The sequence below is a fragment of the Myxococcus sp. CA051A genome (assembly GCF_013336705.1).
Taxonomy (GTDB): domain Bacteria; phylum Myxococcota; class Myxococcia; order Myxococcales; family Myxococcaceae; genus Myxococcus; species Myxococcus llanfairpwllgwyngyllgogerychwyrndrobwllllantysiliogogogochensis.
The window spans coordinates 13,353-26,942 of the sequence record NZ_JABUMS010000026.1; the positions used below are offsets into that span (position 1 = coordinate 13,353).

General features: G+C 69.8%; 12 protein-coding genes. 11 read left to right on the plus strand and 1 reads right to left on the minus strand.

What is annotated here, in order from left to right:
* Positions 1-23 precede the first annotated feature (23 nt).
* The 9 genes from HUA74_RS41315 to HUA74_RS41355 all read left to right on the plus strand — a co-directional run bounded on the left by HUA74_RS41315 (position 24) and on the right by HUA74_RS41355 (position 6,114).
* Positions 24-509 (plus strand): hypothetical protein, encoded by a 486-nt coding sequence (locus HUA74_RS41315; RefSeq protein ID WP_141642646.1) that lies wholly within the window; start codon positions 24-26, stop codon positions 507-509.
* 170 nt (positions 510-679) lie between these two features.
* A complete protein-coding gene (locus HUA74_RS41320; protein ID WP_141642645.1) occupies positions 680-1,030 on the plus strand; it encodes a phasin family protein in 351 nt (116 codons plus the stop codon).
* Positions 1,027-1,770, plus strand: a complete 744-nt coding sequence (locus HUA74_RS41325) for a lytic transglycosylase domain-containing protein (protein WP_174458972.1) — start codon at positions 1,027-1,029, stop codon at positions 1,768-1,770. Before HUA74_RS41320 ends, HUA74_RS41325 begins: the two co-directional genes overlap by 4 nt.
* Before the next feature lie 126 nt (positions 1,771-1,896).
* Positions 1,897-2,628 (plus strand): hypothetical protein, encoded by a 732-nt coding sequence (locus tag HUA74_RS41330; RefSeq protein ID WP_174458973.1) that lies wholly within the window; start codon positions 1,897-1,899, stop codon positions 2,626-2,628.
* 28 nt (positions 2,629-2,656) lie between these two features.
* On the plus strand, positions 2,657-3,121 hold the full coding sequence (locus tag HUA74_RS41335) for a social motility and stimulation tgl protein (RefSeq protein ID WP_141642642.1): 465 nt from the start codon (positions 2,657-2,659) through the stop codon (positions 3,119-3,121).
* A 42-nt stretch (positions 3,122-3,163) separates the two neighbouring features.
* The gene (gene tgl / locus HUA74_RS41340; RefSeq protein ID WP_174458974.1) at positions 3,164-3,925 is read left to right on the plus strand and encodes a social motility TPR repeat lipoprotein Tgl; all 762 of its coding nucleotides are present in this window, start codon (positions 3,164-3,166) and stop codon (positions 3,923-3,925) included.
* A 19-nt stretch (positions 3,926-3,944) separates the two neighbouring features.
* Positions 3,945-4,331 carry a helix-turn-helix transcriptional regulator gene (locus HUA74_RS41345; protein WP_174458975.1) on the plus strand — a complete coding sequence of 129 codons (387 nt, stop codon included), beginning with the start codon at positions 3,945-3,947 and terminating at the stop codon, positions 4,329-4,331.
* Positions 4,332-4,339: 8 nt separating this feature from the next.
* Positions 4,340-5,074, plus strand: a complete 735-nt coding sequence (gene recO, locus HUA74_RS41350; protein WP_174458976.1) for a DNA repair protein RecO — start codon at positions 4,340-4,342, stop codon at positions 5,072-5,074.
* 35 nt (positions 5,075-5,109) lie between these two features.
* Positions 5,110-6,114 (plus strand): carbohydrate kinase, encoded by a 1,005-nt coding sequence (locus HUA74_RS41355; protein WP_174458977.1) that lies wholly within the window; start codon positions 5,110-5,112, stop codon positions 6,112-6,114.
* A 24-nt stretch (positions 6,115-6,138) separates the two neighbouring features.
* On the opposite strand, the gene HUA74_RS41360 is transcribed toward HUA74_RS41355, so the two are convergent.
* On the minus strand, positions 6,139-7,509 hold the full coding sequence (locus HUA74_RS41360) for a hypothetical protein (protein ID WP_174458978.1): 1,371 nt from the start codon (positions 7,507-7,509) through the stop codon (positions 6,139-6,141).
* A gap of 253 nt (positions 7,510-7,762) precedes the next feature.
* Between HUA74_RS41360 and HUA74_RS41365 the strand changes: the two genes are divergently transcribed.
* On the plus strand, positions 7,763-9,634 hold the full coding sequence (locus HUA74_RS41365; protein WP_174458979.1) for an OPT family oligopeptide transporter: 1,872 nt from the start codon (positions 7,763-7,765) through the stop codon (positions 9,632-9,634).
* 15 nt (positions 9,635-9,649) lie between these two features.
* The gene (locus HUA74_RS41370; protein ID WP_174458980.1) at positions 9,650-13,531 is read left to right on the plus strand and encodes a serine/threonine-protein kinase PknK; all 3,882 of its coding nucleotides are present in this window, start codon (positions 9,650-9,652) and stop codon (positions 13,529-13,531) included.
* The last annotated feature ends 59 nt before the right edge of the window (positions 13,532-13,590 follow it).

Sequence of the window (13,590 nt, forward strand, 5' to 3'; positions counted from 1 at the left end):
AGGACTGAAAAGGGGAAGACGACATGGCCACGACGAAGCAGGCGGCGACGAAGAACGAGACGACCACGACCGAGGCGAGCGCCGAGGCGGTGAAGAGCGGTCTTTCGAACGTGGAAGTATTCCTGAAGGCCCAGCTCGCTCATGCGCAAAAGCGCATCGAGGAGCTGGAGGGCGAGGCCGGCAAGGTGGTGAAGGCGCTGGACGCCCGCCGCGTGGAGGCCACCAAGGAGGCGCAGTCGCTGTGGACGAAGTTCCAGGCGGGTGAGCTGCTGACGGACCCCCGCGTGAAGGAGCTGGGCACGAAGGTGAACGCGGCTGGCACGGAGCTGCGCAAGCGTCTGGATGGGCTGCAGGCCAGGGTGGTGGAGACGGTGGGCGTGGCCAGCCAGTCCCAGCTTCAGGAAATCAACAAGGAGCTGTCCAAGCTGTCGCGCAAGGTGGACGCGCTGCTCAAGCCCATCCGCCGCAACGGCGCCGCGAAGGGTTCCGAGACCACGCCGCGCGCCTGAGAGCGCCGCGTGGTTGACGGTTGGTGCCCCCTACCTACTCCACGAGTGGACACGGAGCAGGGCAGGGGGCTCGTTCTCGTTTCCTTCACCCCGGGGGTGTGATTACGTGGCAGGTCCGTTCGACTGTTCCAGGCTTGCTTGCCTGGTGCACCCCCTCCCGGAGAGACCCATTGGACAACAAGCCCGAGGCCCCCCGAGAGAAGAACCCTGTCGCGGAAACTTTTGAGCGCATCTGGAGTCAGGCGCTCCTGGCCGTGAACACCGCCGAAGAGGAAGCCTCCCGGGCCGTACAGCGGGTGGCGGCCGTGGCGGGCTGGAGCCAGGACGAGGTGAAGCGTCAGGCCCAGGCGTTCTCGGACCGGCTGGCGGGTCACCGCAAGGACCTGGAGCACAACGTGGAAGACAAGGTCCGTACCGCGCTGACCCGGATGAAGCTGCCCCGCCGCGAGGAACTTCAGGCGTTTGGTTCCCGATTGGACCGCCTGGCCGAGCGCATCCAGGCCCTGGAGCAACGTAAGTGAAGGCCCCCGCCCACACGGGCGGGAGGTCTTTCGGTACGCGGTTCTTCGAATCTCTCCACGCCCTGAGTTCCGGCTGCTCCCGACTCCCCTTGCTGGCAGGGGTGGCGCTCGTCATGTCCGCGCGGCTGGTGCCGCTGCTGGAAGAGCGACCGGTGCAGCCCGTCGTCCCCGAGCGCGTGGGGGCAGAGAGTGCTTCTCCGGAAGCCTCCCTCATCGACATCGTGCTGTCCCGCCGCGCGCCGGACCTGGGGCTCACCCTGCGGCGGCAGCTGGGACAGGCCATCGCGGAGGAGGCTCGGACGGCGGGGTATGATCCGCTGCTCGTGCTGGCCCTCATCGACGTGGAGTCCGACTTCGCCGAAGAAGCCGTCTCCGAGAAGGGCGCGCGCGGGCTAATGCAGATCAAGCCCAGCACGCTCCACTTCCTGGCGGAGAAGGAAGGGCTGCGCCTGTCCCGGGAAGAGGTGACGGCGGACACCGCGCTCTGTGTCCGGTTGGGCATCCGCTACCTGCGCTCACTCCAGGACCGCTTCGGTGGCGACCTGGAGCTGGCGCTGATGGCCTACAACGCCGGTCCCACCCGCATCCGCAACGCCATCAAGCAGGGCGAGCTGGAGCGCTTCCGGCGCTACCCGCGGGCCGTGCGACGCGACTTCCGCCGCTTCCGCGAGGGCCATGGCCTGGGTGGAGACTGGGCCCTGGCGCAGCGCGAGGTCCCCATCGCCGAGCCGACGCCCTGACGCGTCAGTGAATCTCCGAGCCGCACGCCCGCTCCAAGCGGGTACATGTGCGCCTTGTCCCGTTCCCCAGGGTGCGCTAAGCGTTGCAAGTGCCCGGGACTGTTGGAGATTCCGAGGAGTGACTACATGAATCGCCCGTTTTCGAGCGCGGCACTCGCCGCCGCCATGGTGGCGTTGTCCCCGCTGGGAGCCCTTGCGGGCTCCGTCTACCTCAACGGTGTGTTGATCGACGGCGTCACCAACCAGAAGTTCGAGAAGGCCACCGTCCGCATCGACGAGGCCGGCAACATCCACATCGACGCACCGGGCTACCGCGCATCGACGTCGAGCGCGACGCCTCCTCCGACGGCTCCCGCGCAGGCCGCCGCGCCGCCCGCGACTCCCAGGACGACTCCCGCCGCCGCGCAACCCTCCACGCCGCAGGCCATGGCCGTGCCCGCCGCCGCGCAGGGGACTCCTCCCGCTGCCGCCACCCCCGCCGTGGCCACGACGCCAGGGCGCATCACCCAGCGCTACTGGCTGGTGACGGAGCAGACGGTGCCGGGGATGACGGAGTACGACATTGATGTGTACGTCAACTCGCGCTGGCTCCGGAAGCTGCGTGGCAATGAGGACCAGGTGGTCGTCGACGTCACCAAGCACCTGCAGCCGGGGAGCAACCAGGTGATGTTGATGGCGCGGAAGGTCAGCACGGGCTCGAGGCGCAGCGATTCGCCCAAGCACGTGTTCCGGGTCATCATCGGCGAGGGCAACGAGGGGGGCGGGAACGTGATGATCGACAACCCCCTCATCCGCTTCCAGACGACGGCGGCGGAGTCGAAGGACGTCACACAGGAATTCACCCTCACCACGCGCTGACGGGGGAGGGGCCACGGAGAGACACGTCGTGTTCAACCTGGATGAGCGCTACCGCGGCCTTCCCGCGACGCGCGAACAGATCCTCGCGCTGCACACCTCGCTCAACACGCCGCATGTGGCCATCCCCGGCAAGCAGGCCGGACCGTCACAGGCGTTCGTCGTGGGCCTCCGCGGAGGGCAGGGGGCAGCCGTCTTCGTCTACCTCTACCTCTCCGAGGCCGAGGACTGCGCCGTGTACCTGTCCGGCCGCCGCAACATGACGGCGGACGAGTACCGAGACGACGAGGGCGAGGCGCTCGCCTTCGTCGAGTCGCTTGGCTTCATGATGGATGACGCCAACTGGCGCGCGCAGCCGGCGGAGCAGCAGGACGAAATGCTCAAGGCGCTGCCGGTCTTCTTCAAGGACCCCAAGCTCGTGCCGGCGGTGAAGGCGCGCGCGGAGGAGAAGAAGAACGTCACCACCACCCTGGGCCGGTTCCTCGCGGCCTTCTGAATCCCGTCTCCCACTTCCTTCCCGCCGTCGAGAACCGCTCCCATGCTCCGCCTCGCCTCAGCCTCCTGCTCCCTCGCGCTCGTGCTGGCGCTCTCCGGTTGTGTCCATACCCCCACGGAGAAGGAGCGCCGCAGCGCGGAGATTCACTACGACCTGGCGCTCCAGGCCCAGCAGCAGGGGCACCTCCAGGACGCGCTGCGCGAGCTGCAGGTGTCCCTGGACAATGACCCGGACTACCCCGAGGCCCACAACGCCATGGGCATCCTCCTGCACATGGCCTTCGGCCGGCCGGCCGAGGCGGTGGGGCACTACGAGCACGCGCTGAAGGTGCGGCCCGGCTTCTCCGAGGCCCGGACCAACCTGGCCAACGTCCACCTGGACCAGGCGCGCTACGACGAGGCCATCAAGCTCTACGAGCAGGTCCTCAACGACATGCTCTACGTGACGCCCTACATCGCCCAGGCCAACCTGGGCTGGGCGCTCTACAAGAAGGGCGACACGGCGCGCGGGGTGGGGAGCCTCAAGGCGTCGGTGACGACCAACCCCGGCTTCTGCCTGGGCTACCGCAACCTGGGCATCATCTACGACGAGACGGGCAAGCTGGATGAGTCGTGCCGGCAGTTCTCCCGCTTCCGTGAGAACTGTCCAGAAGCGGCCGAAGCGCACATGCGCGAAGGCGTCTGTCTGGCGAAGCAGGGGCAGGCGGATGCCGCCAAGCAGGCCTTCGAGTTCTGCGAGGCCAAGGCGAAGTCCAGCGAGCAGGAGATGAAGGACGACTGCCGAAGGCTGCTCGAAAAGCTCTAGTCTGCTATCTGGACGTACCGTGGACCACGTCGACTTCGGCAAGTACCTGAGCCAGCAGCGCGACCTCCGGGGCATGTCCCTGGAGGACGTCGCGCGGGAGACCAAGATTCCCCCGACGCTCATCGCCGCCCTGGAAGCGGGGCAGGTGGAGCGGCTGCCTTCTCGCATCTTCGTGGTGAACTACATCAAGGCCTACGCCCAGGTCATCGGCCTGTCCCCCGAGGAGGCGGTGCTGCGCTACGAAGAGGTGGACCGCTCGGTGCCCTCTCCGTCGCCCGCGCAGCTCGAGCAGGAGCGCCGCAAGCGGGCCTACGTGGGGCTGTCCGTCCTCCTGGTGGCCCTGGCCCTCGGCGTCTATCTGTTCCTCGTGTTGAGCGGGAAGCTTCCTTCTCCGCTCGCGCGTTGAAGGACGCCATGGAGCGCTACGACGACGATGCGCTCGTGCTGTCCACACTGGACTACGGCGAGGCTGACCGACTCGTCACGCTGCTGACGCGCGAGCATGGGAAGCTGACGGCCTTCGCCGCGGGGGCTCGCAAGAGCAAGCGGCGCTTCGCGGGTGCGCTGGAGCCGTTCATGCGCCTGCGGGTGCACATCGTCGAGACGCGCGGCTCCACCGTTCGGCTGGACACCACGGACATCGTCGCCGGCTACTACGCCGCGCGAGAGGACCTGTCGCTCATCGCCCGCGCCCTGTACGCCGTGGAGCTGTGCCGGGAGCTGACTCGCGACCACGAGCCGCAGCCGGAGCTCTTCTTCCTGCTCGAGAACTACCTGCGCCGCCTGGATGCGAAGGAAGCGGGCCCCACGTCGCTCCTGGCCTTCGAGCTGTCGGCGCTGGCCCACGCGGGCCTGATGCCGCGCTTCGATGCGTGCTCGCTGTGCGGCGGTGAACCCGGAGAGCGTCCCCGGTTCGACCAGGCTCATGGTGGCGCTGTCTGCGAGCCGTGCAGCGTGCGCGCACGCGAAGCCGTCCTCATCCCCGCGGCCCTGCTCTCCGGACTGCGCGCGCTTCAGGAAGGCGAGCGCACACCGCTCCCGGCTGACCTGCGCGCCCGAGCCCGTGGATTGCTCAACGTCTTCATCGCCCACCACCTGGGGCGCCGCCTCAAGAGCGTGGACTTCATGGCCCAGGTGGGCCTGGACTGACGACGGGGCGCGGTGCGCGCCACTCGGGAGAAACCATGAGCGAAGGGCAGGAGTCGCCGCTGGACGTGGTGTGCTTCGGTGAGACGCTGGTGGACTTCCTTCCCTCCGAACAGGGCAAGCGCGTGCGCGAGGTCGCCGCGTGGCATCCCTGTCCGGGTGGCTCGCCCGCCAACGTCGCGGTGGGGCTGGCTCGGCTGGGGCTTCGGTCCGCCATGCTGGGCGTGGTGGGTGCGGACGAGTTCGGCCACTTCCTGCGCGAGCGACTCGCTCACGAGGGCGTGAATGTGAGCCACCTGCGCCAGACACCGGACGCTCGCACGGGGCTGGTGTTCATCTCCCTGGATGCGAAAGGTGAACGCAGCTTCACCTTCTTCCGGACGCGCTCCGCGGAGTTCCTCCTGGGCGACACCGACGTGGACGCGGACTTCCTGCTCCAGGCTCGGGCCGTGCACTGTGGCTCCAACTCCTTGCAGCGCGATGAGGCCCGCTCGGCCACGGTGCGGATGCTCACCCTGGCTCGTGACGCGGACCGTATCGTGAGCTGCGACCCCAACCTGCGCCTGCACGCGTGGGAGGACCCGGAGCAGCTCAAGGGGCTGCTCGTGCGGATGTTGCCCCTGTGCACCGTGGTGAAGCTGTCCGAGGAAGAGATTGGCTTCGTCACGGGCACGGAGTCTCCCGAGGAGGCCTTGACGCGACTGTCGTCCCTCGGCGTGCGGCTGCCGGTGGTGACGCTGGGCGAGCGCGGCGCACTCTTCCTGTGGCGAGGTGAGCGGGTTCATGTCCCCGCGCCACGGGCCCGGGTGGTGGACACCACCGGAGCAGGGGACGGCTTCGTCGCGGCGCTGCTCCACGGTCTGGTGCGGTGGTACGGCGGCGCCCGCGCGCTGGAGTCCGCCACGCGCGAGGAACTCGTGGCACTGACGACCTTCGCCTGCGAAGTCGCCGCCCGTGTCGTCGAGAAGCCGGGTGCGGTGGAGGGACTGCCTCGCGCGGAAGAACTCACGGCGGTGTGGCCTTCGCGCCCCGTCGCTCGTTGAGGCGCGACAGGGCATGGGGCTCGCCTACGGTGGGGTGATTCTCGTCACGAAGCTGTCCGACGAGGACCTCCCCGTCACCGGGCCCGAGCCGAAGTCGAGGGTGCCGACGAGCCGCCCCCACAAGACGACATCACGCAGCCCCGCGCTCCCCACGCGCATCGCGGATTGATTGCCGACGTCGCCGAAGGCGCGACCCCAGCGCGTCTCTCCATCGCGGCCCAGCTTCGCCACGAAGATGTCCTCGCCGCCCGCGCTCGTCAGAAGCCCTTCGCCGAAGTCGATGGACGTGCTGAACGAGCCCGTCACGACCACGCTCCCCGCGAAGTCGACGTCCACGTCATAGCCCCAGTCGAAGCCCGGGCCGCCGAAGCTCCGGCTCCAGCGATGGTGGCCCTCGCCATCCAGCGAGACGACGAACACATCGCCGTCGCCGCTCGAGAGGGGACCTCCTCCGTGGTCCACCGTGCCGATGAACGCGCCCGTCGCCACGACGTTGCCCGACGGGTCCGCGGCCAGCCGCCAGAAGGTCTGGTTTCTCAGCGGGCCGAAGCTCTTCGCCCAGAGGGGTTCGCCATGGGCGTCCAGCTTCAGCACGTAGACGTTGAAGCCGGGCGCGGACAGCCAGGGCACGCCATGGAACGACAGCGTGTCCACATAGCCGCTGCTGATGAAGAGGTTGCCCGCCGCGTCCACCGCCAGCGACGCGAGGGTGCTCACGGGACCCGCCTCGTAGAGGTTGTTCCATACGGGCGCTCCGCTGCTTCCCGCGAGCCGCACGACGAACTGGTTCAAGGGCCCCTTCGCCGGAATCGGCCCGTCGCCGTAGTCGATGGAGCCCGCGAAGTAGCCGCTCACGTACACGTCTCCGTCGGATGCCACAGCGAGCGTGCCCGTCTGCTGTTGCCCTCCATCTCCGAAGCACCGGCTCCAGACATGCTCGCCGGAGGCCGCGAACTTCGCCACGAAGGCGCGGGGGTAGCCGGGCTCGCCACGGCAGGGCAGCGGGCCTCCTCCAAAGTCCAGCAAGCCCCAGTAGTCACCCGTGATGACCAGGTTGCCCTCCGAGTCGACGCTGATGCCCGTGGCCTGTTGGTAGTTCTCGTCGCCAAATCGCCGGCTCCACAAGAGCTGCCCCTGTGGGTCGAACCGCGCGACGAGGATGTCCGAGTTCGCCGTGCCCACGAGCGCGGTGTGGCCATCCGGTTGAACCGCCAGGTCTCCAAACCCGTCGACCCCGCCATGGGTCGCGGTCCATTCGCGGCGATTGAGCTCGAGAGGCTGGAACCGTGCGAGAGGCTCCGCTGGCGTGGCCACTTCCGCCCCGGTGCCGCCATCGCATGCCGCCACCAGGGCCACGAGCCACAGGGCGGATGAAAGCCTGAATATCGAGTTCATACGGACAGGCTAGAAAGGCCCATCCGTCGGATACAAGGCGCACGGGCCGCTCATGTCGTAGTGGAGGCGCCTGCTCTCGCGGCTGTCGTGTACGAGGACTTCTTGTGACCTGTTCGGGACGCCGGAGAGGAGCCCGCGCATGAGGGCCGTTCATGGTCGCCGACGCACTGGCGCGCGGTGGATTCCTGAAACGGGCCGGTGACGGGGAGGGGCTCGTCCTGGAGGGGGTCGGGATGAAAAGATGGGGCAGCCCATGGCCTTGCCCTCACCGCATGCCTCGCCCGAGGAAGAGGCGTCGCCCCTGGCGCCGTCTCCCGAGTCCCTGACGCTGCTGAGCATCCCGGGGGACTCACCCGAGGCCACGGACTCCTACTGGCTGACCCACGTCTACCAGGGGGACCGACTGCCGCAGTTCACCGCGCGCTCCGTACTGCTAGGCGCGGGCATCGGCGTCATCACCTGTGCCACCAACCTCTACGTCGGACTCAAGACCGGACTCGCCTTCGGTGTCGCCATCACCGCAGCGTTGCTCGCACATGCATCGCATGGGCTCCTGCGCCGCCTCACCCCGGGCCTCGCTGGCGCGCCCCTGTCTCCGCTGGAGACGTGCAATGCGCAGACGGTGGCCTCCGCGGCCGGCTATGCCACGGGCGGCGCGCTCGTCTCCGTGCAGGGCGCCTGGCTCATCGTCACCGGCCAGCATCCCTCCGGTCCGACACTCCTCGCGTGGACGTTCTTCCTGTCCGCGCTCGGGGTCCTCTTCGCCGTGCCCTTCAAGCGGCAGCTCGTCGACCACGAGCAACTTCCCTTCGCCTCCGGAACGGCCGCCGCCACCACCATTCGCGCGCTGCATTCGACGGGGGCTGAAGCGACGCCTCGATTGCGTCTGCTCGGACTGGGAGGCCTGCTCTCCGGGCTCGTCACCGTGGTCCGTGATGGACTGGGACGGCTTCCTCTCTCGATTCCATTTCCGGGCTCGTGGGGTGGCTTGCCCCTGGAGCGGCTTGGCTTCGGGCTGGAGGTGAGCTTGTTGCCCATTGGCGCGGGCGCGCTGCTCGGGCCTCGCACCACGGCGTCGCTCCTGTTGGGCGCGCTGCTGATTCACGGAGTCGTGGCGCCGCGCGTGTTCGCCTCCGGGCTCGTGTCCGTGGAGAACGGGAACTTCCTCGAGTGGAGCCTGTGGCCTGGCGCCGCCATGCTCGCCACCGCGTCCTTGCTCCATTTCCTGCTCGAAGGCCGTGTCCTCCGGCGGGCCTTTCGCGGATTGTTCTCCCGCCGCACCTCTCCACCGCATCCCGTGGACGCGCTCCAGGTGCCGCACAGGTGGCTCCTCGCGGGCCTCTGCGTGGTGACGCCCGCGACCCTCCTCGTGGCACATCGAGGCTTCGGTGTTCCGCTCGCGCACGCGGCGCTCGCCATCGCGCTGTCGTTCGTCTTGTGCCTCATCTCCTGTCGTGTCACCGGCGAGACGGATGCCACTCCGGTGGGCGCGCTCAGCCAGGTGACCCAGCTCACCTACGGCGTCTTGCTGCCACACAACATCCACGCCAACCTCGCGACCGCGGGCATCACCGTCAACTCGGCGTCGTCGGCCGCGGACCTCCTCACGGACCTGAAGACAGGGCACCTGCTGGGTGCGCATCCCCGACGCCTGTTCCTCGCGCAGCTGCTCGGCTCGGTGGTGGGAGCGCTCGCGGTGGTGCCGCTGTTCTTCCTGCTCGTGCCAGACCGTGAGGCACTCGGAGGCGAGCGCTTCCCCGCACCCGCCGCGTTCATCACCGCGAGCGTCGCGCGAGTCCTGTCCTCGGGGTTGGGAAACCTGGAGCCCGCGACCCGCGCGGCCGTGGGTTGGGCCGCGCTCGCCGCCGTCGTGCTCGTCCTCGCGGAGAGGCTGCTCCCCCAGCGTGCCCGGCGCTGGGTGCCCTCGCCCCTGGGCATGGGGCTCGCGTGTCTGTTGGCACCCTCGTACTCGCTGAGTCTCTTCCTTGGCGGGCTTGTTTCCGCCTTGGTGGGATACGTGAAATCCACGACAGCGGAGGGACGCGTGGCGACACTGGCCGCGGGGACCATCGCGGGCGAGGGACTGGTCGGCGTTGCCATCGTCCTGCTGCAAACGCTCTGGTAGCGTCACGTTCCACCGATGCGCTGCCCGAACTGCTACCGCCGCCTTTTGCCGGGCGCGGCCTGTCCCGTGCACGGCTCGCGAGATGCTGGCGGCCCTGCCAACGAAGGACTGCCGCTCGCGGACGTTCCTGGCGTGCGCGTCGCCGCGCCCCTGGGCAGCGGTGGCTTCTCGCAGGTCTTCACCGCGTATCGGGACTCGGATGGTCGCGAGGTGGCCCTGAAGCTGGGGCATGGGCCTCACCAGGAGCGCTTCGCTCGCGAGGCCACCGCCCTGCGCCGCGTGGGGCCTCCCACCGTGCCGGAGTTGCTCGAACACGGCGTGGCTCGCGGGCGTCCCTTCCTGGTGATGGAACACCTGCATGGCCAGACGCTCGCCGCGTGGATGGCCGCGCTGCCCGGCACCGGTACAGCGTCGCTTGCGCATGTCCGGGAGATGCTCCGTGGGTTGTGCTCGGCGCTGGAGCGAACGCATGCCGCGGGCGTCGCGCACCGGGACCTCAAGCCGGAGAACGTCTTCCTGCGCGAAGGTGGCGCGCTCAGCCTGCTCGACCTGGGCCTGGCGCGTTTCTATGACGTCGAGGGCGACGACCTGGCGGACGAGCTTCCTCCGGGCGTGACCCCCGCGGGACAGCGGCTGGGCACGCCGCTCTACATGGCTCCAGAGCAGTGTCTCGATGCCCGGCTCGCCAGCACGTCGGCCGACATCTACTCGCTGGGAGTCCTCCTCTTCGAGTTGCTCACGGGCGCGCCCCCCTTCGTCGGCAGCCCAGAGCAGATCCGCCACGGCCACGTCAGCTTGAGACCGCCCCGTGTCTCGGAACGTTGCGCGCTTCCTCCCGCGCTCGATGAGGTGCTGCGCACGTGTCTGGCCAAGTCCCCGACGGAGCGCTTTGCCCGGGCTCCCGATGTGCTCGCCGCTTTCGATGCGGCCTGTCACGTCGCGGTCTCTCCGAGCGTCGTCCAGCCCGGCGAAGTCCCCGCCGCCTCGGCCCTCCAGGTCGTCGGCTCGGGAGTCCGGCAGGTGGCGCTGCTGGGCCTGCATGCCTCGCTGTCCGTGGATGCGGTGCTGGCCGCCATCGAACCGCAAGGAGGTGTCCTCGCGCGTGTGAAGCGCGGTGGCTATGTCATCGCCTTCGCCGAGTCGCTCACCGCCGAAGCGAACGTCCGCGCAGGCGCGCTCACCGCGCGGCGACTGGTGGAAGAGGGCGAGTCCTCGGCGGTCCTCCACCTCGCGGAGCTGCATGTCCTCGTCGGGACAGCCACGCTGCGGATGGCGGGGCCCGCCCTCGACGCGACGGGCGACTGGTGGCCCACGGACTGGGTGCCGGGCGAGACACGTGTCACCGCCGCCGCGGCCGCGCGACTGGAGCCAGGGGCCACCGAGGCGGTGGCTTCCTCGGAGGCGAGCGTCGTCGATTCCACGCCCGTCGGCGGACGACTGCGGTTGCTCGACAGCGGTGCCTCCAGCTCCGTGTCGGAGCCGCCTCCGCTCGTGGGGCGCGAGCCGTTGGTCGACCTGCTCATCCAGGAGGCCACGCGCTGCCTCACCCTCGGCGTGCCCGGCTTCTCGGTCCTCACCGGTGACGTGGGGCAAGGCAAGTCACGGGTCATCGAGGCGCTCGCGACACGGTTGGAGGCCGAGGGCCGTGCCCAGGTCTTCCGCCTGCGCGCGGCGGCTCCCGACGTCTCGGCTCCGGAGGCCATGCTGGACGTGCTGCGGGCCTCCGTCGGCGAGGGGGCATCGCCACTCCCCGAGACTCCTCGCTCCGGACCCATTCCCCTCGCCGATGCGCGCCACGCCGCCGCGCGCTGGCTCGCCGAGGCGCTCCGACACCGCGCGCGCGAGACGCCTCGCGTGTTGTTGCTGGATGATGCCCACCTGGCCGACCCCACCAGCCTGGATGCGCTGGAAGTGGCCACGCTGGCTGGTGCGTCCGCTCCGCTGTGGGTCTGCGTGGTGGCTCGACCCGCGCTGCTCGGGCTGCGTCCTCACCTGGGCGAGCGTAGCGCGCACGCGTCGCGGCATGTCCTGCCGCCCCTGCCGCCCGAGGCCAGTCGCGCCTTGCTCCTGCACCTGCTTCGTCCGGCGGAGCATGTCCCCGAGCCCGTGCTGGCGCGCCTGGAGCAACTGGCCCAGGGCGTGCCCCTGTCCCTGGTGGAGCTGGCGGTCGCACTGAGGACCGCCGGGGCGCTGCGTGCCGCGCCGGGCGGGGGTTGGTACATCGCCCCGGACGCGCTGCTGGACGTGTCGGTGACGCCGTTGTTTCAGCGCCTTGCTACCCGCGTGCTCGCGGGACTGCCCGAGGCCCATGGCGTGCTGGCGCGTCTGTGCGCGGTGCTGGGCTCCGAGCTGGATGTCACGCGCGTGGACGCGGCCCTGCGGTACCTGGAACCGCGCGACGAACAGGTGGGCGTGGCCACGTCGCTGGACGCGGGCGCGGGCTTGCAGCGACTCGCTCGCGCTGGACTGCTGCGACCCATGGGCCTGGGGCGCTTCGCCTTCCGTCATCCGCTTCTGCGCGAGGCGCTCGAAGCGCTCCTTCCTCCCGCGACGCGCCGTGCGCTGCATGCCGCCGCGCGCCAGGCCACCTCGGGCAACTCGCCCGCGGAGCGCCGTCGTCGCGCGCACCATGCCGCGGCCTGTGGCGCGCACGAGGAAGCCGCCATCGCCTTCCTGGTGCTGGCCGAAGAGGCGCGTCGCGCGCACCAGTCGGTGGAGGCGGAGCAGCACTTCACGCGCGCCCTCTCCCTGCTGCTGGAGGAAGACACGGGGCGCCGGGCACTCGCGCTGGCCGGACGCGGCCGTGTGCGGCATCGCCTGCAGCGCTTCCATGAAGGGCTTGGAGACCTGGCCGCGGCGCGAGTCCTCGCGGAGGGGCGCGGCGACATGGCCCTGTCGTTGGACCTGCTGCTGGAGGAGGCCACCGCGCGTGACTGGATGGAGGACGTGGATGGCTCGACGGCGTGCGCGCGCGAGGCGCTGGAGCGAATCGAGCACCTCGATGACCCGCGCCTGTCCCTGCGCTGCTCGCTGGCCCGGGGCCGTCTACACGTGCGTCAGGGAGAGTGGGGCCCGGCGGCGCGCATCCTCTCCTCCGTCGTCGAGGGCGCCGAGGGCGCGCGCGAGCATGAGACGCTCGTCGTCGCCCTGGCCATGCTGGGCTCCGCGCTGACCTTCCTCCAGCGCACGGAGGAAGCCGCCGCTCGTTTCGAGGAGGCCGTGTCGCGCTGCGAGGCCGCCGGCGATGCGCTGCACCTGGCCGCCACCCTCATCAACCGCGTGTTGTTGTGGCTGGGGCAGGGCGATGTGACGCGAATGGAAGGAGACCTGCGCCGCGCCATGGGCCTGGGCCGCGAGCTGGGCCACGCCCAGGTGGAGCGCTGGTCCACCTTCAACCTCGCGGAGGTGCTCTACATGCAAGGGCGATTGGCGGAGGCCCTGCCGCTGGCGCGTCGCTCGCACGAGCTGGGGGTTCGCTTCTTCCTCGAGCACCCGGTGCCCCTGGATGCGTTGCTGCTCGCGCGCATCGGCGCCGCGCTGGGCGACCTGGGAGAGGCGTCCCGACAACTGCGCTGGATTGAGTCCCATTGTCCGCCGGCGTCCCTGCCTCCCACGGCGGTCATGCGTCGGTTGGTGGAGCTCCAGGTGCGCGAGGCCGAGGCCGGTGCGGGCTCACATGAGTCCCGGGCCTGGCATGCCCTGGAGGAAGAGGCGCGAGAGCTGGCCTCCCCCGACGAGAAGGCGGAGCTGCTCCTCCAGGCCGCGCACTCCGCCTTCGCCGCCCGCAAGCTGGCGGAGGGCCTCATCTGGTTGGCCCAGGCCGAGAGCGCCGTGTCAGCCGCGCCCCTGTGGCGCCCCCGGCTCGTCGCCCTCCAGGACGTAGCGAGGCGGGTGTAGCGCGAGCCGCTACAAAGCCGCGCGGACGTGACCTTCCGCGCTACAGCGGACGACCTGCC